Origin of the sequence: Streptomyces sp. NPDC087422, from assembly GCF_044744145.1 — a bacterium.
Lineage (GTDB): Bacteria > Actinomycetota > Actinomycetes > Streptomycetales > Streptomycetaceae > Actinacidiphila.
Genome location: NZ_JBIUXT010000002.1, coordinates 730,853 through 750,603, shown reverse-complemented (window position 1 = coordinate 750,603; position 19,751 = coordinate 730,853). Strand labels below are relative to the sequence as shown.

Here is a 19,751-nt window from a genome sequence, read left to right as displayed (position 1 = left end):
CTCCGAGGCTCGTACGCTGGCCGCATGACGCGCTTGATCGTGGCAGCCGGCGGCGGGGGCGACGCGGTCGCCGCCGCGGTGGTGGACGCCGCCCTCTATGGAGGTGACGAGCCTGCCGTGATCCTCACGTACGCGTGGGACCGTCTGATCGTCGATCCCGTGCCGGGGCCCCGCGGGGCGGCGGATTTCAGGGGCCTTCGGCGGCTTACGCACAGCGTCCGGGCGGTTCCCGCCGACGCCAGGCCCGTCGCGCCCGCCGGTTCCACGCTGCCGCGGCTCGCGGCGGAGCTGACCTACACGTTCGCTCTTTTGGACCCGCATCACGGCGTCGAGGGCATGACACGTCAACTGGACGAGCTGATCGCGGAGTTCTCACCGTCGACCGTCGATCTCCTGGACGTCGGGGGCGACATCCTCGCGCGCGGTGACGAGACCGGGTTGAAGAGTCCGCTCGGGGACGCGCTCTCTCTCGCAGCCTGCGCTCGGGCCGACGTGCCGATCCGCCTGTTGGTGGCCGGACCCGGTCTCGACGGCGAGATCCCGGCCGATGTCCTGCGCGATCGCCTGGGCTCTCGCGTTCATACGCTTACGGCCGAGCAGGTCGAGCCCGTCAGCGCCGTCCTGGAGTGGCATCCCTCCGAGGCCACCGCGATGCTGGCCGCCACAGCCCGAGGCATTCGCGGCCTCTGCGAAATCCGGGACTCCGGACTCCCCGTCCCGCTCACCGACGAGGGACCGGCCGTCTACGAGGCCGACTTGGGGGAGGCGGCCGAGCGCAACGCACTGGCTCGCGCGGTCCGCACCACGACGAGCCTGGCTGAAGCCGAGCGGCACAGCCGCGAGGTCTGCGGCTTCTCGGAGATCGACTACGAGCGCGCCAAGGCCCAACGGCTCTCCGACCGGACGTCCGTGGCGTTCGATGATGCCGCCGTCCTGGCCCGCGTCGCCCACATCGCGGCAGCGGCCCGGGCCCGGGGCGTCACTCATACGACCTTCCGCCGCCTCACCGAAGCCCTCGGACTGCCCGGCACCCAACGCCGTGACCTGCGCGCGCTCCTGATCTCCACCCGCCCGGAGAACTACACGCCACCCCTGTGGCACTTCGGAGGGCAGGAGTAAGCAACAGTCGCCGACCTCACTCGCGCACCCTGCGGAGGGACCGCCCCCATGAAGCCGAGCCCCGCCGACCCCGAAGCCTGGAACGCCTATCTCGCCGAGGGCAATGCCACGCAGGCCCGTAAACGGGTCTCCGCCGACGTTCTCCTGCGCGATGAGGCAGGCCGGGTCCTGCTCGTGAAGCCCACCTACAAGCCGGGTTGGGACCTCCCGGGCGGGATGGCCGAGTTTGTGTCCCCGCCCGAAGCCGCACCAGCGCACGCGACCGGCCGGCGACCCACGCGGCCATCGCCGAGGCGCAGTTGCAGTTCGGGCAGGTCGGATCCGCGGACGACGACCCGCCTTGGGTGAGTTACTTCGACCGGACCAAGCTCACCGTGGACATCGGCATCGCGCTCGGGCAGCTCGGGGACGTGGATGCCGCCGAGCCGTTGATCGCGGAGGCGCTGCGCGATGAGCCGGAGACCAATCTGCGCGGCCGGGCCTTCCATTCCTTCTGGCTGGCGAGGACCCGGTTACAACGCGGCCTGGTGGAGGAGGCATGCCAAGCGGCCAGTGACGCCCTGAACCTGTCCGCGACCATCGACTCGCCCCGTGTGACCGCGCATTTGCGGGACTTCCGTCGCCTGCTCACACCATTCCGCATGTTCCGGCCAGTCGCGGAACTGGACGCCCGGCTGCCGGGGGCAGCGGGCTGACTAGAGTCCGGCCTCGTCCAGCAGCAGGTAAAGGACTCCCACGAGTGTCCCGCTGCTGACGATTTCGCGGCGGTCGATCATGCCGCGCAACGTGGACAACGGGACCCACTCAAGCCGGTCGGACTCGTTGAGTTCGGTCGGCGGACCGGCGTACTCCACCGCGTCGGCGCGGAAGACGAAGTGCTCCGAGTCGGTGATCCCGTTCGCCGGCTGGGCGTAGATCAGGGGCGTCATCTCGCCGGTGCGCCAACCCGTCTCCTCCATCACCTCGCGGGCGGCGGCCTCGGCGGGGGTCTCGTCGGCCTCGACCAGACCCATGGGCAGTTCCCAGGCCCAGGAGTCCGTGATGAAGCGGTGGCGCCACATCATCAGCACCTGCTTCTCGCTGTTCACCACGGCTGCCACTGCCAGGTGCCGCAGCTTGAGCACATGGTGCTCCCACCGCCGCCCGTCCGGCTGCTCGACATCGACCAACCACACGTTCACCCAAGGGTTCTCGTAGATCGGACGTTCCCCGTGGATCTTCCACTGCATCGCTGCGGCCCCTCTCGATCGCCCTCAGCATCCCAGATCCGGGACTGTTGGGCCGCTGTTCAGGGCGACTTCACGTCATGCTGACGAGTACCGGGCGAAGCGACGGCCGGGGAAGGCGGCTGGCTTTGTGGCGCGCGGGTGCGGTGGAACTTCGCGGACGGGCTTCGAGTGGAAGGGCTAGGCGTTGGCGTCGGTCTCGGGCTCCTCGTCCGAGGCGCCGTACATCGCTTCGACCAGCCGCTGTCTGGCTTGGTCCAGCCTGAGGTTGTAGTCCGGCATGAAGAGCTCTACGAGAGCCTTTTCGAGCGTGCCCGAGATGGCGTGCAGCGGAGACCAGACCGCTCGGTCGTTCACGATGGTGTCGAGAGCGCCGGAGCTCTCCACCTCGTAAAGCCAGTGGGACAGCACGAACGCCTGGTCATGCGACAGCTTGATGGTCACCTCTTCGTCCACCTGGGCACCGTAGCGCGCGGGATCAACGGCGTCGCCCGAGTAACAAGCGTGGAGCCCAGCCCGACAGGTCGCACCGGTCCGTGCGGCCGGCGTGGAATCTGCCGCTCGGGGCTCGGGGCTCGGGGTTCGGGCTCGGGGACGGGCCCGCTTCAAGACGGGGGCGGGGGCAGGGGCGTTGGCGGGAATTGGGGGGAAACCGTCGTCGTACGGGAGGTGTCACATGCCAGGCGTTCCGCCGCCCACGGCGCGGTAGCGGATGAACGCCTCGCGTCCGTCGGGCACGAACTCCGGCCCCTGGGCGAGGGATTCGAGTTCGGAAGCGGTCAGCCAGGTGTGCCAGGGGACTTCGTACGGGTCGGGCCGGATCGCCGTGGTGACGACGGTCTCGTGGAGGCCGAGCCAGTAGGGGCTGATGGCCCCGGCGCAGCGGAACTTGAGGACGAAGCGGGGCGCGGCCCGCACGCCCAGCTCCTCCGATAGCTCGCGGGCCGCGGCCTGTTCGTACGACTCGCCGACGTCGGCGGCGCCGCCGAGGAGCCAGTTGTACTGGCCGGGGAACCGCGAGGAGTCCCGCGGGCGGCGGTGCACGAGGAAGCGCCCGGCCGGGTCGCGGCACACGATGGTGGCGACGCGGTGCAGCCAGCCCTCACGGATCGCCTCCGCCCGGTCGACGACCGCCAGGACGCGGTCCTGCTCGTCGACCCGGTCGACCAGTTCACTCATGCGACGTCACGCCTACGCGGTCACGCATGCGTCGTCCCCCACCCGGCCCGCGCTCACCGGAGCGTGAAGACGGCCACGTCGTAGCGCTCGTCGACCGGGGCCGGCGCGTCGTACGGCTCGCGGTCCGCCGCCGCTGCGAGCCGGTCGAGGCCGGAGGAGAACTGAATCGGCGTCAAGTGGGCGAATTTCGACTGGGGTTGGGTCGTCATACGGGCGTGGTAGTCGCGCAGGCTGCGGGTCACGGGCTGGACGAAGGAGCGGATCTCGCGCAAGTCGAAGCCGGCGGCGGTGAATTCGGCCGTGACGTCGTCCTCGGCCGGAAAGCGGAGGGCGTCGGTGGCGCGCAGGGGCGGCCAGTAGTCGTAGACGACGGCGTCCAGGCGCTCCTTGAACGTGGTGCGGACGACGACCGAGCCGCCGGGGCGCAGGACGCGGGCGAGTTCGCGGGCGGCGGCGGTGCGGTCGGGGAAGTGGTGGATCACCCGGGAGAGCAGGGCGAGGTCGAAGGCGTCGTCGGCGGCGGGCAGCGCTTCGGCGGTGCCGTGCGCGTACCGCACCGACGGGTGCGGGTGGTGCCGCCGGGCCTCGGACAGCATGGCCTCGGAGGCGTCCACGCCCAGGACGCTCGCGCCGTCGATCCACCGGGCCATCGCCGCCGCGAACATCCCGGTCCCCGAACCGACTTCGAGCACGTCGGGCGCCGGGCGGTCGACGTAGGAGCCGATCAGGCCGACCCACGCGCGCAGGGCGTCATCGGGCATCTCGTTGCCCGACTCGTAGGAGCGGGCGAGCCGTTCGTCGTCGTAAGCACGCTTCATGCGGAACCGTCCTCAGGGTTGGCGGGCAGCGGCGTCGTACGTGGCCTGGCTCTGTTCGATCGCCGGATTGTTGTCGACCGCCCACTCGGCCAGGGCCACTGCGGGGGCGATGAGCGTGCGGCCCCGCGGGGTCAACTCGTACTCGACGCGGGGCGGGACCTCGGCGTAGACGGTGCGGGAGACCAGCCCGTCGCGTTCGAGGTGGCGCAGGGTGCGGGTGAGCATGCGCTGGGAGATGCCGGGGACGCGCTGCTGGAGCTCGGTGAAACGCAGGCGCTCGCCGTCGAGGGTGGCGACGACCAGCAGCGTCCACTTGTCGCCGACACGGTCGAGGATGCCCCGGATCGCACGGCCGCCGTCGCCGCGGATGAGGCAGGAGTGGCGGTACTTCGACATCGGCGCCCCCCCGTCGCGTGGTCACACAGCACAAGCCCACAGCACAAGCCCACAGCACAAGCCCGGAGCACACAGACCGTCGTACAACAGCCGGCACCGCGGCCGGTCCGTGTGCGTAAGGCACACCCATGTGCCTTTTGTAAGCGCCTCCATAGTCACCGATCATGTGCTTACTTACAAGTCGTAACCATGACGGAGGACGCACCCATGGAGACCGCCTACTGGATCCTGGCCGGGCTGCTCGCGGTCTTCTACCTCTACGCGGGCGGCAAGAAGACCGCGCAGAGCAAGGAGCGGCTCGCGCCCATGATGGGCTGGGTCGACACCGTCCCGATGCCCGCGGTCCGCGCCGTCGGCGCCGTCGAGATCCTGGGCGCCGCAGGGCTGCTGCTCCCGCCGCTCACCGGCGTCGCCCCCGTCCTCGCGCTGGTCGCCGCGCTCGGCTTCCTCGTCCTCCAGGTGCTGGCCACCGCCCTCCACCTCTCCCGCGGCGAGGCCAGGGTCACCGGCCTCAACATCGCCCTCATCGCCCTCGCGGCCGTCACCGCCTGGCTCGCCACGGCCTGGTGAGCGACGGCGCGCCGCCGTCCCGGCCAGTGATGTTGGCGAGTTGAAGCGGGTGGGAAATGTGGGCGTCACAGTCCGGGGTTAAGGTGCGCTCACACATGATCGGGGAAAGGCGCGCGGCCTCGGGGTTCCAGGGCCGTCGGCGGCTCGCGCCCGCATGGTCGGACGGCGGGCTCTGGGGGGTTCGCACGGAGGGCGAAGGAGTATCGCGATAGCACTTCGGATATGGCTCAGCAGCGCGGGGGTGGCCACGACCCAGGTGATGGGGATGCTGCGCGACAACCCGGACGCGGTGGACGTACGGATCTACGGGACCAATGTGCTGCGGGACGCGCCGGCGCTCGCGGCGTGCGATGTGGGGGAGTCGGAGCCGCGGTACGTCGGCGACGACGAATACGCCGCCTTCGCGGTCGAATTCTGCCGGCGGCACGCGATCGACGTGCTCATCCCGCCCAGACGGCTTGCGGCGCTCGCCGGGCGGGCGGAGGAATTCGCGGCGGTCGGCACGCGCCTGATGTGTTCACCGCCCGAGGCGGTCGAGGTGCTGACGAGCAAGGGCCGTACGTACGAGGCCGCGCGGGCGGCCGGGGTGCCGGTGCCGCCGTGGCGCGTGGTGTCGGACGCCGAGGGGTTCCGGGCGGCGGTCGGGGAGTTGGGGGAGACCGGGGAACGGATTTGCGTCAAACCCGCCGGTGAGTTCTCGGCGTTCGGCTTCCGCATCCTGGAGGACCGGCCGCTGCGGCTCAAGGATCTGCTGGCCGCGCCCGTACCGCTGGCCTCGGTGGCCTCGGTGGCGGGCGCGCTGAAGCGGGCGGCGGACGAGGGCGAGGCCGTACCGGAATTCCTGGTGATGCCGTATCTGGACGGGCCCGAGGTCAGCGTGGACTGCCTGTCGGCTCCGGGCGGCGCCATGCTCACCGGCATCGCCCGCTCCAAGCAGGGGCGTTACCGGCTGCTGCTGGACGATCCCGCGCTGGTCGCCATCGCGCGGCGGCTGGTCGGGCACTTCCGGCTCGCGTATCTGTCCAACGTCCAACTCCGTTACCGCATGGGGCGACCGGTGCTCCTCGAGGCCAACCCCCGTGCCTCCGCGGGCATTTTCCAGACCGCCTTCACCGGGGTGAACCTGCCGTGGTCGGCGGTACGGCTGCTGCTGCGCGGTGACGCGGGCGCGCTTCCGGCGCCACGGCTCGGCGGGCGGATCGCGATCACGGAGAGCGCGACGGAGATGGCGGCGGCCATCCAACTCCCAGAGCCTGCACCGCCTCTGGAGCCCGCACCGCTTCTGGAGCCCGCGGCGCTTCTGGAACCGGCGGCGCTTTTGGAACCGGCGGCGCCGCTCCCCGAGCCCGTACGCGTCCTCACCGGCATCGACGGCGCCCGCAGCGCCGCCCTGCGCACCGCCGCACGGGACGCCGTCCCGCCGGCACCGCTCCTCGGAGAGACGGCCACAGCGGCGAGCTGAGCCCCCTCCAGGGGCCGGCGCGAGGCCCCGCGCAAAAGGCCCCGCCCAAGGCCCCCCGACCCCGCCTCAGTCGATCGTCCCGCCCGACCCGTCCGACCGCCACAGCACACCGGGCGCCGTCTCCTTCGGCTCCTCGTACCACCCTTCCGGCCGCTGCGGCCGGGGAATCTCGCCGCCCTGCCGCAGCATCCGCCCGTCCCGCACATGCCGTCCGAGCAGCGCGCCGCCGAAGACGACGAAGCCGACGCCGACCAGCCAGGTGACGACGGTGAGCACGGTCCCGACGGGGCCGTACGTGACGGCGTTGGAGACGATCATCGGGGCGAAGAAGAGGTGCGAGAAGAGCCGGAGGCCTGCGAGGCCGAGCATGGTGAACACGGCGCCGGGCAGGGCGGTGCGGACGTCCACGCCGCCGCCGAGCAGGAAGCGCTGGCCCCAGGCGAAGAAGACGACGCCGAGGACGAAGGTGAGGACGATGCGTACGCCGCCGCGCAGCAGCCCGCTGCCCATGAGCGCGGCGCTCTGCGACTCGCAGAACAGATAGGCGGTGAGCACCGCGAGCCACACCGCGCGCCGCACGTCGCGGTGCCACGGCCCGGACGGCAGGTCCCAGATCTTGCGGTAGCCGGTCTCGACGCTCGCCACGAAGGTGAGGCCGAAGTAGGCGAGCGAGGCCAGGCTCCACGCGCTGGTGGCGCTCAGGATGTTGCGCGGCGCCGCGAACAGGCTGCGGACGCTGTGCGAACCGTCCGCGTTCAGGCCCATGCCGTCGACGACCCACTGCGCGAAGCCGGGCCGGTTCTCCCACGGCGTCGCGGCGGCGACCACGACCAGCAGCGGCATCAGCGTGACGAAGCCGAGCGCGGCGAAGCCCATCGAACGGTGCATCAACTCTATGTGGGTGGCCTGCTTCCACAGCCGTCCCGGCGCGGACCGCTTCCAGGCAGCCGTCAGTCCAGCCATGGCCATGGTGTCACCTTCCCCCGCAGCATCACCGCTTGTGGATACCTGGCGGAGGACCCCGCGCGCAACTCGGGCCCCACAAAGCGCCGTTACGGGACACCGAATCGGGACAAGTGGCAGGGGCGGGCCGAGGGGCGGGGCCGCCGGGGGCTACTCCGGGGCCGCGTCCGCCGCCACCGCGTCGTCGATGGCCTGGTGCACCTTCGACACCAGGGTGTCCGTGTCCAGCGCCGGATTCGCGGTGGCCAGCGCCTGCGCGAGGGTGTTGACGGTGGCGGTGAGCGCGGTCAGGCGCGTGATCAGCGTCTTCACGTCGGCGTTGGTGCCGCGCAGATAGCTGTACGCGTCGTGCGGGTCGGCCTTGCCGTTGATCTGGCCCTTGTAGGCCCACAGGTCCTTGGGATCGGGCATGTCGTCCTCCGGGGTGCCGCTCGCCCACGCGCGCAGGGCGGCGGGGGAGAGATAGGCGAGATTGCGGTCGGTGGGAGTGCTGGTGAACTGCCAGAACAGCGGGCGCAGTCCGGACGGCGACGGCTGGGCGCGCTTCTCCGCGTCGGCGTACGACATGGCGCCCGCCGGATACGCCGGGTACCAGAGGAAGGCCGAATTGGCGGGCAGGTGCTTGGCCGCGATGTCGTCGGCGGAGGTGTAGACGCCGACGCGCTGTCCGGGGAACGCCTTCTGTACGGCGGTGATCCAGGTCTGCGCGTAGGCGCGGATCTGGGCGGCGGTACGGCCCGAGTAGTTGGCGCCGTCCGAACGGCGCTCCAGGTCCAGGACGTGCAGGAAGCCTTTTCTGGCATGGGACTTCACGGCGGCGACGTAATTGGCGGCCTCCGTGGCCGCGTTCTGGTTCGGCCAGCCGAAGTGGTAGGCGCCCGGCACGAGTCCGGCGCCGATGATGCCCGCGATGTGCGTGGCGAAAGCGCTGTCCTTGGTGTGCTCGCCCTCGCTCGCTTTGGCGAAGGCGAAGGTGATGCCGCTCCGGGCCAGGGCCTTCCAGTCCTGATTGCCCTGGTACGACGAGACGTCGAGACCGCGAGACGTCGGCATGAGCCCTCCGGGTGGTCGTGGCGGGGCAGGCGTACAGTCCACCGTCACTCGCGGTGTCCGCGCAAGCGGAACGGGAAATGCCGCTCCACCAGAGGGCGTACGCGCAAGGGCTCGCGCCGGGCGCACTCCGCCGGTGACATCGCTCACCGCCTGTCACACCGGATGCCTCAGGTCACGCCCTGCCTCATGCGTCACGGGTACGTACGCGTCAGCCGCCCGGCCGCTCCAACAGCCCGCGCGCCGTGGCGAGTCCGTACGCCGACAGCGTGTAACCGTCCGAGATCGCGCCGTCCACCAGCATGGTGTGGAACGCCTCGGGGGTCAGCGCCAGCCTCCGGGCGATGCCCTCCTCCAGCGCGCCCTCGTCCGGCTCCTCGCTGAAGTCGTCCGCGTCGACGCGCGCGAGGTACAACTGGTCGGCGATCGAGCTGAGTCCGGAGTCGGAGACGAAGGCGCCGAGGTGCACGACCTCGCGGACCTCGCAGCCCAGCTCCTCGCGGGCCTCGCGCCGCGCGGTCGCCTCGCCGCCCTCGCCCGCGTCCCCGAAGCCGCGCGGGATCTCCCAGTGCCAGGCGCGGGTGGCGTGCCGGAAGTGGTGGAGCAGGACGATCCGCCCGTCGCTGAGCACCGGCAGCGCGGCGGCCCCGCCGATCGCGGTGTCGCCCACCGCGCGGATGTACGTACCGAGCCGCCCGCTCCTGAACCGGACCGCGTCGCGCACCAGCCGCAGATACGGGTCCCGGTAGACCACGCCGATGTCCCCGACGTCCTCCGACAGGCCGCAGGCGACCGCCGACTCGGCCGTCTGCCGCATCACTTCGTCCTGGTCCGCGCTGTCGAGCAGGATCTCGACGGCCGCACCGGGCGGATTCTCGAACAACTCGGGCCGCAGGGAACGCAGTTCGTCGTACGCCGCCAGCCGGGCGCGGCGCCGCTCCCGGACCCGGTCGGCCTCACGGGCGGCGTCGGCCCTGTCGGCGGCGGAGGCGGACCCCTCCGCGCCGCTGGAACCGCTGTCCGACGTCTCGTCCTCGGCGATGCCCATCCCCGTCTCCTGCCCCGTCGTCGGTGATCGGCGGCCTCCCGGCCGTCGCCTGGCCCGATCATAGATTCACAAGTACAGCGCCAGCGGCAGGCGTTCGACGCGCGCGGCGAGCCCGTCGTACGTCTCGATGTCCTGCCGGTAGTGCCGGTGCAGGGCCTCGACCACGTCGAAGACGCCGGTGCCGGCCGGACCGGGGCCCAGCACGCGGCGGCTCTCGCGCAGCAGGGCGCGCACGGTGGCCACCATCGTGGTGTCGAGGACCTTCCACAGCGGGACGCCGATCGCGCCCGCGCCGCTGACCATCAGCGACCGCATGAAGCCCAGGACGTCACCGCCGTCCGAGCGCATGCCCTGGCCCGCGAGGCACGCGCCGAGCACGGTCAGCTTGTTGCGCGGCAGGCTCAGGTGCAGGGCGAGGTCGAACTGCGTGAGGACGTCCTCCTGGCCGAGGTTGAGCAGCGGCCCCGCGCCCTCGGCGGTGTCCACGTACGTGCCGTGCCCGGCGTAGACGAAGAACTCGGGCTTGCACTCCACGAGCGCCGCCACCCCCGACCAGTCGGCCGGGTGCCGCTGCGCGGCGCCGGGGGCCGTCGTGGGGTCGGGGAAGCCGCCGAAGACGTCACCGGCCAGCACGATGTGGTCCGGCGGCCAGCCGGTGCCGACGACCTCGCGGCCCGTCGCGTGCGCGTCCGTCACCAGCAGCGCCGCCAAGTCGTCGTCCCGCTCCGCCAACTGCCGCTTGAGCAGGTGCCGTCCACGGGTCACGAAGGCCGCGACGCTCACCGAGTGCGACAGCGGTACGCGCGCCGCCAGCGGCCGGGCGTCGCCGCGCTCGGTCGCGACATGCAGCGGCATCGCGAAGAGGTCGTCGGTCGGGACGATCGTGAGATGCGTCAACGGGCCGCCGCGCGTGGCGTGTTCCCAGACCGGCGCGATCAGCAGGTCCCAGATCCGGTGGCAGGTCTCGGCGCCGGGCGCGCCCGCCTCCAGGTCGGCGGTCACCTCCCGCGCCAGCGCGGTCACGTCGTCGTACGGGACGGCGGGCAGCAGCGTCAGCAGGCCGTCGCGGCACACCATGACCCCGAGCCGGTCCGCGACGGCGGCACCCGCGCCGCCGTCGCGGCGCACCCCGTCCGGCGCCACGTAGCTGAAGTACCGCACCACACAGGACCCTTGGTGGTTGAGGGTGTACTGCACGAGCTGGTGGGCGATGTCCTCGTCGTGCGTGACCGAGGTGAGCGGGTGCTGGAGGAACCACTCCTCGTACTCCTGCTCGCGCCGCACGATCAGCGTCCGCAGCCGCTCCGCCTCCTCGTCCGCCAGGGTGCCGGGAGCGGCGCGCCGCCCCGTGCCAGGCGACGGCTCCGCCCCGGACTCGGCTACCTCGGCGCCCGCCTGACGGGCCGTCGGCGGCGCGAGCAGCGGCGGCCGTGAGGAGCCGAGCAGGTCGAGCAGTTCACGCCCCGAGGACTCCTCGACCAGCGACAGGATCTGCTCCAGATTCTCCCGCGACCCGTCGCCCGTCTCGACCCGCGCCGCGATGGCCTGGAGGTACGCGGGCCGCATGTGCCGCGCGTAGGCCCGCTTGTAGACCGGCAGCGCGACCGCGCCGCGTACGGTCCTGGCCATCGTCAGACGGCGGTCCAGGACGTCGGCGGGACGGCTGTCCTCGGGGAGCTGCCCCGCCACCCGCGCGTAGCCGCGCACCGTGTACGCGTAGAAGTCGACGTCCATCCCGGTCTGCCGGCCGATACCGCTGTCGTCCTGCTCCAACTCGTCCAGCAGCGCCGCCAGTTCGGCCAGCCCCTCGGGGCCGCCCCTCCTGATCGCGAGATTCTGCCGGGCGATCCGGGCACCGCGCGCCCAGGGCTGGTCGAGCAGGTCCTCGTAGTACGCGACGGCGTTCGCGGGGTCGCACTGCGCGCTCAGATTCGCCGACTGGGCGACCCGGTAGGAGTCGCCGAGGGCCCGACTGACGACCAGCGACTCGCCGATGACCTCCAGCGCCCGGCCCGCGTCGCCGTCCTGCCGTACCGCCGTCGCCAGATTGTGCAGGGCGTTCGCGTAGCCGCGCAGGAACTCCCGGTGCCGGGGCGGCGCGTCGGGCGAGGTGGGCAGCGCGATCCCGAACTCCGCCAGACCGGCGCGGACATCGGCGCACAGCGCCTCCAGCTCCGGTACGAGACCGTGCGCGTCGGTGCCTCCCGGGCGGTCGCGCGCGGTCTGGCTGCGCTCCTCGAAGGCGGCGCGCGCCTGATTGCTCCGCAGGTCGGGCAGCACCCACCACAGCCCGGCCGTCACGGCCGTGCGCACGGCCGTGCCGAAGGCGATCCTGGCCGGGGTGAAGTCGCCCAGCCGGTACCGGATACGGCCGACGCCGTCGTACCAGCGGGCCACCGCGTAGGAGGCGAACTCGTCGGGCGCCTGCGCCAGGCGCGCCAGGAGCCCCTCGGCGTCGGCCCTGGACGCGTCGATGAGCTGGAGGCCGGTCAGCGGCTCGTACGCCATGTCCGCCCGGACGATCTCGCACCAGTACGCGCCGACGCGCCGCGCGGTCGTCCGCGTGCCGCCGCCGGGGGCCGGGCTGTGCGCGTCCGCGAGCCGCAGCATGCCGACGGCGTCGGACTGGCGCATGGGGATGTCGAAGTCGACGTCGAAGCGGGTGATCAGGTCCTCGACGTCCAGCGTCTCGACGAAGGCGCGGATGGCGGAGGAGGCGGATCGGCCGCCGGGGGCGGGGCGGGACGCCTGGCCTAAGGCGCCTTCTGGGGAGGGTGACGCGGATGTCATGGGAAACCTCGGTGCCGTCGGGTGAGCCAGCGGGATGCGCCGTACGCGATCAGCCCCGACACCACGGCGCAGGGCAGTGTCACGGCGACGGGGAGCGGTCCGAGATCGAGGTGGCGGCGGACCAGGACGGTCACCAGCCAGCACAGGGACGCGCCGACCAGCCCGGCCGCCCAACTGACCAGCCACGCGTACGAGGTGGTCGCCCTGACCCCCGCCCAGCGCAGCACGGTCAGCGGCAGCGCCAGGGCGAGCGCGGTGAGCACGGCGATGGTGGGGGACTGGAGGAAGCGGGAGAGCGGTACGTGGTACGAGAACGACTGGACGGCGGCGAGCGCGGTGGCCGCCGCGCCCAGCACCGAGCCCTGGATGAGCGTCAGCTTCCCGCGCCGGTCGTCGAAGGCGCGGTCCACGATGGTGGTCGCCAACGCCCGTGCCGCCTCGGCGCGTTCGCGCGTCGTCTCCAGATACACCTGGTCGCTCTCGGCCTGCGCGATCAGCGCCTCGGCCGCCGCGAGGTCGGCCTCGGGCCAGGACGCGCCCGGGCCCCGGCGGTGGACGACGGGCGCGTGGATGCGCATGTTGGCGGCGGCGATGGCGACCGTACGGCTCAACTGCCGCAGCCCGGTGATCGTCCACGTCATGCCCTGCGCGCCGAGCTGCGTCCCGTCCAGCAGCGCCGCCGCGCGCAGCACCCGGCCGAGCGCGATCGGCTGCCCGGAAGCCGCGGGCTCCAACTCCCGCAACAGCTCGCGCGTATGACGCTCACTCACTTCCACCCGTACGTGCACCGGCTCGTCGGCCGCGTACTGCCGTGCCTCGTACCGCAGTTTCGAGGTGTGCAGCAGATAGCGGGTCAGCGGCCGCAGTCCGCTCTCGCCGTCCACGGCCCACGCCCAGGCGTCCAACTCGGCCTCCAGCGCGGCCGGGGCGAGCACGTAGAGGTGGGAGACGGCGTCGTGCGCCGGGTCCTCCTCGGGCCGCCACACGTCGAAGCCGTGGTCGGTACGGTCGAAGCCGCGCCACCAGGCGCCGTCGCGGCCCGAGCCCGAGGCCGTAGCGCCGAAACCCGTAGCGCCGGAGCCCGTACCGCTGACCGACCCCGTACCGCTGACGGAACCCGGTCCCGGCACCGGCGGGCCGTACCGGCGTATCTCCTCGCACACCGTGTGGTCGTTCACGCCGACAGTGCGCCGGCGCAATGCCTCGAAGACGCGGAATTCGCCGAGGATTCCGTCCGGCGGGGGCCCGGCGCCCGGCCGTCCGGTGCTCGCGACCGCCGTGTTCCATTCGGTCAGCAGGTCATTCCACTGTTCGAGGCCGGAATGGGTGTCATTCGGGGCGAGCAGCGCGATCAGGCCAACGGTGTCGTGTTCCGCGAAGACGAAGGCGGAGTGAACGGAGGTCGCGCCGCCGCGTTCGGCCGCCGCGAGGATTTCCAGGTCCTTCGTATGGCCGGGAATGGCCGGTAAGCGGGCCGCGTGAAACGGAAGTCCGGTAATCGGCGATGTCATGCCGAGCGCCCGGCACGCCTGCCAGAGATCGTTGAGATAGGCATGTGCGGATTCGTCGTCGGCGGAGGCGGTCGGGGCGAAGCAGGCGATGAGCAGGGCCGGTTTGACGATGCCGCGCATCAGGCGGCGGGGCCGGTCGACGAGGGACCGCCCGTCGAAGGCCCGGCCGCCGGGCCCCGGTCCTCGCTGCTCAGGTCCAACGTGAGCCGCCGCACGAGGATGTTGCGCTGCTCGCGCTGCCGCTGCGGGATGAAGGACTTCACCGGGCCGGGACGCGCCAGCGCGCGCCGCGACTCCTCCAGCCTCTGGAGCGCGCCGAGCGCGTCGCGCACGCCCTCCTCGCTCCCGTCCGCCAGCGCCGTACTCAACGCGTCCAGCGCGGCCCCCACCGCACCCCATTCCTCCGAGGTCAGCAGCCAGTCCTCAATGGCCTCGACCCGCCCGAGAACGCTCCGCACACTGAGCCGGTCCGTCATGGCCCTCCCCCCTGCCCCGAGAATGCGAAAGCCCCCCGGCACGCGCATCCGTTTCGGCGGAAGCGTATACCGGAGGGCTGACGGCGCACCCGGGAAATACCCGGAAGGATCTCTCCGCGGATCTCGGTACGGATCTCGGTACGGATCTCTGTACGCCGATCGCCACGGGTTCAGTGCCGCGACGCCAACGCGCGATTGAGGTCGAGGACATTGACGTGCTTCTGGCCGAGAAAGCCCAGCTCGCGCCCCGACACATGGTCGGCCACCAGTTCGCGTACCGCGTCCGCGGAGAGCCCGCGGGCCTTGGCGACCCGGTTCACCTGCTCGTACGCGTACGCGGGCGAGATGTCCGGGTCCAGGCCGGAGCCGGAGGCGGTCACCGCGTCGACCGGGACCGAGGCCGGGTCGACACCGTCGAAGGCGGCGACGTCCTTGCGGCGCTGCTCGATCGTCTTGACCAGGCCCGGGTCGTTGGGGCCGAGGTTGGACGCGCCCGAGGCCAGCGGGTCGTAGCCGCCGGCCGACGGGCGCGGCTGGAACCACTTGGGGTCCGGACGGGCCGCCTCGTCGGCGTCGTCGGGGTTCTTCTTCGGCAGGTCGAAGCTCTGCCCGATCTGCCGGGACCCGACGACCTGGCCGTTCTGCGTGACCTCGGAGCCGTTCGCCCGGTCGCTGAAGGCGACTTGGGCGACGCCCGTGACGGCCAGCGGGTAGACGATCCCCGCGATCACGGTCATCAGCAGCAGGACGCGGAGCGCCGAGAGGTGCCTGCGGACCGCGCTGGAGTGGAACGTGAACATCGTGTCGCACCTTCCTTTCGTGAAGAGGTGTCGCTCGCCCGGAGGCGGCGGTCAGCGCAGTCCGGGGATGAACTGGATGATCAGGTCGATGAGTTTGATGCCGATGAACGGCAGGGCGAGGCCGCCGAGTCCGTAGACCCAGATGTTGCGGTTGAGCAGGGCGGCGGCGGACGACGGCCGGTAGCGGACACCGCGCAGCGCGAGCGGGATCAGCGCGACGATGATCAGCGCGTTGAAGATGATCGCGGAGGCGATGGCCGACTGCGGGCTGTGCAGGCCCATGACGTTGAGCTTGTCCAGGCCCGGATAGGCGACGGTGAACATCGCGGGGATGATCGCGAAGTACTTCGCCACGTCGTTGGCGATCGAGAAGGTCGTCAACGCGCCACGGGTGATGAGCAGTTGCTTGCCGATCTCGACGATCTCGATCAGCTTGGTCGGGTTGGAGTCCAGGTCCACCATGTTCCCGGCCTCCTTGGCGGCCGAGGTGCCGGTGTTCATGGCCACGCCGACGTCTGCCTGCGCGAGCGCGGGCGCGTCGTTCGTACCGTCGCCGGTCATCGCGACGAGCTTGCCGCCCGCCTGCTCCCGCTTGATGAGCGCCATCTTGTCCTCGGGGGTGGCCTCGGCGAGGAAGTCGTCCACGCCCGCCTCCTCCGCGATGGCCTTGGCCGTCATCGGGTTGTCGCCGGTGATCATCACCGTGCGGATGCCCATCGTCCGCAGCTCCGCGAAGCGTTCGCGCATCCCGGCCTTGACGACGTCCTTGAGGTGGATCACGCCGAGCACGGTCGCGGTCGTCCCGCCGTCGCGGCGCACGATCTCGCCGACGACCAGCGGTGTGCCGCCGCTCGCCGAGATGCCGTCCACGATCTCGCCGACCTCGGGGCTCGGCTGTCCGCCCGCGTCGCGGATCCACCGGATGACGGCGGAGGCCGCGCCCTTGCGCAGCGACCGCTGGCCGCCGTCCTCGACGAGGTCGACGCCGCTCATCCGGGTCTGCGCCGTGAACGGCACGAACTCCGCGTGCGGCAGCTCCCCTTCGGCCCGCGCGCGCAGCGCGTACCGCTCCTTGGCGAGCACCACGACGGACCGTCCCTCGGGCGTCTCGTCCGACAGCGACGAGAGCTGCGCCGCGTCGGCCAGCCGGCCGATGTCGGCGCCGCCCAGCGGCAGGAACTCGGCGGCCTGCCGGTTGCCGAGGGTGATGGTGCCGGTCTTGTCGAGCAGCAGGGTGTTGACGTCGCCCGCCGCCTCGACGGCCCTGCCCGACATGGCCAGCACATTGCGCTGCACCAGCCGGTCCATGCCCGCGATGCCGATCGCGGACAGCAGCGCCCCGATCGTGGTCGGGATGAGCGCCACGACCAGCGCGACGAGGATCACGATGGACTGCTCGGCGCCCGCGTAGATCGCCATCGGCTGGAGCGTGACGACGGCCAGCAGGAACACGACGGTCAGCGAGGCCAGCAGGATGTTCAGCGCGATCTCGTTCGGCGTCTTCTGCCGTGACGCGCCCTCGACCAGGGCGATCATCCGGTCGATGAACGTCTCGCCCGGCTTGGAGGTGATCTTGACGACGATACGGTCGGACAGCACGCGGGTGCCGCCCGTCACCGCCGACCGGTCACCGCCCGACTCCCGGATGACGGGAGCCGATTCACCGGTGATCGCGGACTCGTCCACCGACGCGATGCCCTCGACGACGTCACCGTCGCCGGGGATGATCTGCCCGGCCTCGACCACCACGTGGTCGCCGAGCCGGAGTTCGGCGGCGGGCACGGGCTCCTCGGCGACCGCCCCCGCGGACCCCGCGGCGGAAGTGCCCTGCCCGTGACTCCAGTTGGCCAGCCGACGCGCCACCGTCTCGGTCTTCGTACGCCGCAGCGTCTCCGCCTGCGCCTTGCCGCGGCCCTCGGCGACGGCCTCCGCCAGATTGGCGAAGACGGCGGTCAGCCAGAGCCACGCGGTGATCACCCAGGCGAAGATGCTCGGGTCCTTGATCGCGGAGAGCGTGGTCAGCACCGCGCCCGCCTCGACCACGAACATGACCGGGTTCCTGGCCATGACACGCGGGTCGAGCTTGCGGCACGCGTCGGGCAGCGAGATCAGCAACTGCTTGGGATCGAGCAGCCCGCCGGAGATCCGGTGCGACGGCTGCGCCGCCGCGGCGCCGTGGCCCCCCGAGGGGGACGGCGGCCTGTCAGTGGTGACGGACATCAGTGCAGACCTTCCGCGAGCGGGCCCAGCGAGAGTGCGGGGAAGTAGGTGAGGCCGACGACCACGATGATCACGGCCGTGAGCAGGCCGACGAACTGCGGCCGATGGGTGGGCAGCGTGCCCGCGGTGACGGGCACCGGCTGCTGTCCGGCGAGCGAACCGGCCAGCGCCAGCACGAAGATCATCGGCAGGAAGCGGCCGAAGAGCATCGCCAGACCGAGCGCGGTGTTGTACCACTCGGTGTTGACGCTGAGGCCCGCGAACGCCGAGCCGTTGTTGTTGGCGGCCGAGGTGAAGGCGTACAGCACCTCGGAGAAGCCGTGCGGACCGGAGTTGAGCATCGCGGCGCGCTCGCCGGGCAGCGCCATCGCCGTACCGGTGCCGATCAGGACGACCGCGGGCGTGGCCAGGATGTACAGCGACGCGAATTTCATCTCGCGCGCGCCGAGCTTCTTGCCCAGGTACTCCGGCGTGCGGCCGACCATCAGCCCGGCCACGAACACCGCGATGACCGCGAGGATCAGGATGCCGTAGAGACCGGAGCCGGTACCGCCGGGCGCGATCTCGCCGAGCATCATGTTGAAGATCGTCATGCCGCCGCCGCCCGGCGAGAACGAGTCGTGGAAGGAGTTGACGGCGCCGGTCGAGGTCAGCGTGGTCGAGGCCGCGAAGAGCGTCGACGCCCAGATCCCGAACCGCTGTTCCTTGCCCTCCATCATCCCGCCCGCCGCGTGACCGGCCGAACTGCTCACACTGTGCAGCTCGTTGACGGTAATGAGCGCCACCGACGCGGCCCAGATCAGACCCATCACGGCGAGGATCGCGTACCCCTGGCGGTGGTCGCCGACCATCTTGCCGAAGGTGCGCGGCAGCGAGAAGGAGATCACCAACAGCAGGTAGATCTCCAGGATGTTGGAGATCCCGTTGGGGTTCTCCAAGGGGTGGGCGGAGTTGGCGTTGTAGAACCCGCCGCCGTTGGTGCCCAGTTCCTTGATGACCTCCTGCGAGGCCACGGGACCGCCGGTGATCGACTGCTTGTCGCCGATCAGCGTGGTGATCTCGTGGACGCCGTGCAGATTCTGCACCGCGCCCGCCGCGACCAGCACGATCGCGAAGACGAACGCCATCGGCACCAGCAGCCGTACGACGATCCGCGTCAGGTCCACCCAGAAGTTGCCGACCCGGTCCGTCCTGCGGCGCGTGAAGCCGCGGATGAGGGCGGCGACCACGGCGATGCCTACGGCGGCCGACACGAAGTTCTGCACCGCCAGACCCGTCATCTGGACGAGGTGACCCATCGTCACCTCGCCCGAGTACGACTGCCAGTTGGTGTTCGTCACGAACGAGGCGGCCGTGTTGAACGCCTGGTCGGCCTTGACCGGCGCGAAGCCCAGCGACAGCAACAGGTGGTTCTGAAGCCGCTGGAAGGCGTAGAGGAAGAGCACGGACACCACGGAGAACGCCAGCACGCCCCGCAGATACGCCGACCACTTCTGGTCCGCGTCGCCGTCGACGCCGCCGAGCCGGTAGATGCCGCGCTCGACGCGCAGGTGCTTGGCGGTGGTGAGGATGCGGGCGATGTAGTCGCCCAGCGGGCGGTAGGACAGCGCCAGTGCCGCGATCAGGACGGTGATCTGGAGCCAGCCCGCGAGAGTGTCGTTCACTAGAACTTCTCCGGGAAGATCAGGGCCAGCACGAGGTAGACGAGCAGGCAGGCAGCCACGACGAGGCCGACGACGTTCTCGGCGCTCACAGCTTCTCGACCCCCTTGACCACCAGGGCGAGCACGGCGAACACCGCGACCGTCACGAGGACGAAGACAACATCGGACATGGGCGAGAACCCCGGATCGTGTGGAGAGGTGAACGGAAGGACATCGCTCATGAGACGGCCTGACCGGGGCCCGTCCGGCGCTGTTAACGCTTCCCTGGCGCGGCGGACGGCCACGTTGACACCGTCTTGACGGCGCAGGCCGTGTCCTGCCGGGCTCTGCCGGGGTGTACGGCCGCGCCGCAGGTCAGCGGGGCGGCGCGCGAACGATTACGGCAGCCGGGTGAGCGAGGGCGGGCTGGTGTCCGGGGGCCCGGCGTCGCGGTCGTGTGGGCGCGGCGGGCTGGCGTCGG

The 19,751-nt window shown here is 71.3% G+C and carries 20 protein-coding genes and 1 pseudogene; 5 read left to right on the top strand and 16 right to left on the bottom strand.

Annotated elements, in window-relative coordinates:
• Nucleotides 1–24 precede the first annotated feature (24 nt).
• From ACIO6U_RS09100 to ACIO6U_RS09090, 3 genes and pseudogenes are all read left to right on the top strand, one after another.
• The gene (locus ACIO6U_RS09100) at nucleotides 25–1,119 is read left to right on the top strand and encodes a DUF1152 domain-containing protein (protein ID WP_401716896.1); all 1,095 of its coding nucleotides are present in this window, start codon (nucleotides 25–27) and stop codon (nucleotides 1,117–1,119) included.
• A 48-nt stretch (nucleotides 1,120–1,167) separates the two neighbouring features.
• Nucleotides 1,168–1,368, top strand: a pseudogene (locus tag ACIO6U_RS09095) (NUDIX domain-containing protein); the annotation flags it as partial.
• Between the two features lie 95 nt (nucleotides 1,369–1,463).
• On the top strand, nucleotides 1,464–1,814 hold the full coding sequence (locus ACIO6U_RS09090) for a hypothetical protein (RefSeq protein WP_401716893.1): 351 nt from the start codon (nucleotides 1,464–1,466) through the stop codon (nucleotides 1,812–1,814).
• Here ACIO6U_RS09090 and ACIO6U_RS09085 read toward each other — a convergent pair whose 3' ends face one another.
• The 5 genes from ACIO6U_RS09085 to ACIO6U_RS09065 all read right to left on the bottom strand — a co-directional run bounded on the left by ACIO6U_RS09085 (nucleotide 1,815) and on the right by ACIO6U_RS09065 (nucleotide 4,738).
• Nucleotides 1,815–2,348 (bottom strand): NUDIX hydrolase, encoded by a 534-nt coding sequence (locus tag ACIO6U_RS09085; RefSeq protein WP_401716890.1) that lies wholly within the window; start codon nucleotides 2,346–2,348, stop codon nucleotides 1,815–1,817. It lies immediately after the preceding gene.
• Between the two features lie 177 nt (nucleotides 2,349–2,525).
• Nucleotides 2,526–2,801, bottom strand: coding sequence for a hypothetical protein (locus ACIO6U_RS09080; protein ID WP_401309566.1), 276 nt, complete (start codon nucleotides 2,799–2,801; stop codon nucleotides 2,526–2,528).
• A gap of 216 nt (nucleotides 2,802–3,017) precedes the next feature.
• The gene (locus ACIO6U_RS09075) at nucleotides 3,018–3,524 is read right to left on the bottom strand and encodes an NUDIX hydrolase (protein WP_401716887.1); all 507 of its coding nucleotides are present in this window, start codon (nucleotides 3,522–3,524) and stop codon (nucleotides 3,018–3,020) included.
• A gap of 53 nt (nucleotides 3,525–3,577) precedes the next feature.
• Nucleotides 3,578–4,342, bottom strand: a complete 765-nt coding sequence (locus ACIO6U_RS09070) for a class I SAM-dependent methyltransferase (RefSeq protein WP_401716884.1) — start codon at nucleotides 4,340–4,342, stop codon at nucleotides 3,578–3,580.
• A 12-nt stretch (nucleotides 4,343–4,354) separates the two neighbouring features.
• Nucleotides 4,355–4,738: a helix-turn-helix domain-containing protein gene (locus ACIO6U_RS09065; RefSeq protein WP_355336221.1), complete on the bottom strand. Its 384-nt coding sequence runs from the start codon at nucleotides 4,736–4,738 to the stop codon at nucleotides 4,355–4,357.
• A 207-nt stretch (nucleotides 4,739–4,945) separates the two neighbouring features.
• Here ACIO6U_RS09065 and ACIO6U_RS09060 point away from each other — a divergent pair, with 207 nt between their 5' ends.
• Both ACIO6U_RS09060 and ACIO6U_RS09055 read left to right on the top strand, forming a co-directional pair.
• The gene (locus ACIO6U_RS09060; protein WP_391159589.1) at nucleotides 4,946–5,308 is read left to right on the top strand and encodes a DoxX family protein; all 363 of its coding nucleotides are present in this window, start codon (nucleotides 4,946–4,948) and stop codon (nucleotides 5,306–5,308) included.
• Between the two features lie 241 nt (nucleotides 5,309–5,549).
• A complete protein-coding gene (locus tag ACIO6U_RS09055) occupies nucleotides 5,550–6,770 on the top strand; it encodes an ATP-grasp domain-containing protein (protein WP_401716881.1) in 1,221 nt (406 codons plus the stop codon).
• Between the two features lie 66 nt (nucleotides 6,771–6,836).
• Here the strand turns inward: ACIO6U_RS09055 and ACIO6U_RS09050 are convergent, their stop codons facing one another.
• The 11 genes from ACIO6U_RS09050 to ACIO6U_RS09000 all read right to left on the bottom strand — a co-directional run bounded on the left by ACIO6U_RS09050 (nucleotide 6,837) and on the right by ACIO6U_RS09000 (nucleotide 19,512).
• The gene (locus tag ACIO6U_RS09050) at nucleotides 6,837–7,739 is read right to left on the bottom strand and encodes a YhjD/YihY/BrkB family envelope integrity protein (RefSeq protein ID WP_355336225.1); all 903 of its coding nucleotides are present in this window, start codon (nucleotides 7,737–7,739) and stop codon (nucleotides 6,837–6,839) included.
• A 144-nt stretch (nucleotides 7,740–7,883) separates the two neighbouring features.
• On the bottom strand, nucleotides 7,884–8,786 hold the full coding sequence (locus ACIO6U_RS09045) for a glycoside hydrolase family 25 protein (RefSeq protein ID WP_401716876.1): 903 nt from the start codon (nucleotides 8,784–8,786) through the stop codon (nucleotides 7,884–7,886).
• Between the two features lie 208 nt (nucleotides 8,787–8,994).
• Nucleotides 8,995–9,831 (bottom strand): NUDIX hydrolase, encoded by an 837-nt coding sequence (locus ACIO6U_RS09040; protein ID WP_401716873.1) that lies wholly within the window; start codon nucleotides 9,829–9,831, stop codon nucleotides 8,995–8,997.
• 66 nt (nucleotides 9,832–9,897) lie between these two features.
• Complete coding sequence (locus tag ACIO6U_RS09035) at nucleotides 9,898–12,621, bottom strand: CHAT domain-containing protein (protein WP_401716870.1); 2,724 nt, start codon at nucleotides 12,619–12,621, stop codon at nucleotides 9,898–9,900.
• The gene (locus ACIO6U_RS09030) at nucleotides 12,618–14,252 is read right to left on the bottom strand and encodes a CATRA conflict system CASPASE/TPR repeat-associated protein (RefSeq protein ID WP_401716867.1); all 1,635 of its coding nucleotides are present in this window, start codon (nucleotides 14,250–14,252) and stop codon (nucleotides 12,618–12,620) included. Before ACIO6U_RS09030 ends, ACIO6U_RS09035 begins: the two co-directional genes overlap by 4 nt.
• Nucleotides 14,252–14,608, bottom strand: a complete 357-nt coding sequence (locus ACIO6U_RS09025) for a CATRA system-associated protein (protein ID WP_401716865.1) — start codon at nucleotides 14,606–14,608, stop codon at nucleotides 14,252–14,254. Before ACIO6U_RS09025 ends, ACIO6U_RS09030 begins: the two co-directional genes overlap by 1 nt.
• Before the next feature lie 170 nt (nucleotides 14,609–14,778).
• On the bottom strand, nucleotides 14,779–15,408 hold the full coding sequence (gene kdpC / locus ACIO6U_RS09020) for a potassium-transporting ATPase subunit KdpC (protein WP_355336237.1): 630 nt from the start codon (nucleotides 15,406–15,408) through the stop codon (nucleotides 14,779–14,781).
• A gap of 51 nt (nucleotides 15,409–15,459) precedes the next feature.
• Nucleotides 15,460–17,628: a potassium-transporting ATPase subunit KdpB gene (gene kdpB / locus ACIO6U_RS09015; protein ID WP_355336239.1), complete on the bottom strand. Its 2,169-nt coding sequence runs from the start codon at nucleotides 17,626–17,628 to the stop codon at nucleotides 15,460–15,462.
• Nucleotides 17,628–19,292 carry a potassium-transporting ATPase subunit KdpA gene (gene kdpA / locus ACIO6U_RS09010; RefSeq protein ID WP_401716862.1) on the bottom strand — a complete coding sequence of 555 codons (1,665 nt, stop codon included), beginning with the start codon at nucleotides 19,290–19,292 and terminating at the stop codon, nucleotides 17,628–17,630. The genes kdpB and kdpA overlap by 1 nt, the downstream gene beginning before the upstream one ends.
• Nucleotides 19,292–19,381, bottom strand: a complete 90-nt coding sequence (kdpF, locus tag ACIO6U_RS09005; protein WP_188283652.1) for a K(+)-transporting ATPase subunit F — start codon at nucleotides 19,379–19,381, stop codon at nucleotides 19,292–19,294. Before kdpF ends, kdpA begins: the two co-directional genes overlap by 1 nt.
• Complete coding sequence (locus tag ACIO6U_RS09000) at nucleotides 19,378–19,512, bottom strand: hypothetical protein (RefSeq protein WP_355336243.1); 135 nt, start codon at nucleotides 19,510–19,512, stop codon at nucleotides 19,378–19,380. The genes kdpF and ACIO6U_RS09000 overlap by 4 nt, the downstream gene beginning before the upstream one ends.
• Nucleotides 19,513–19,751: the final 239 nt, after the last annotated feature.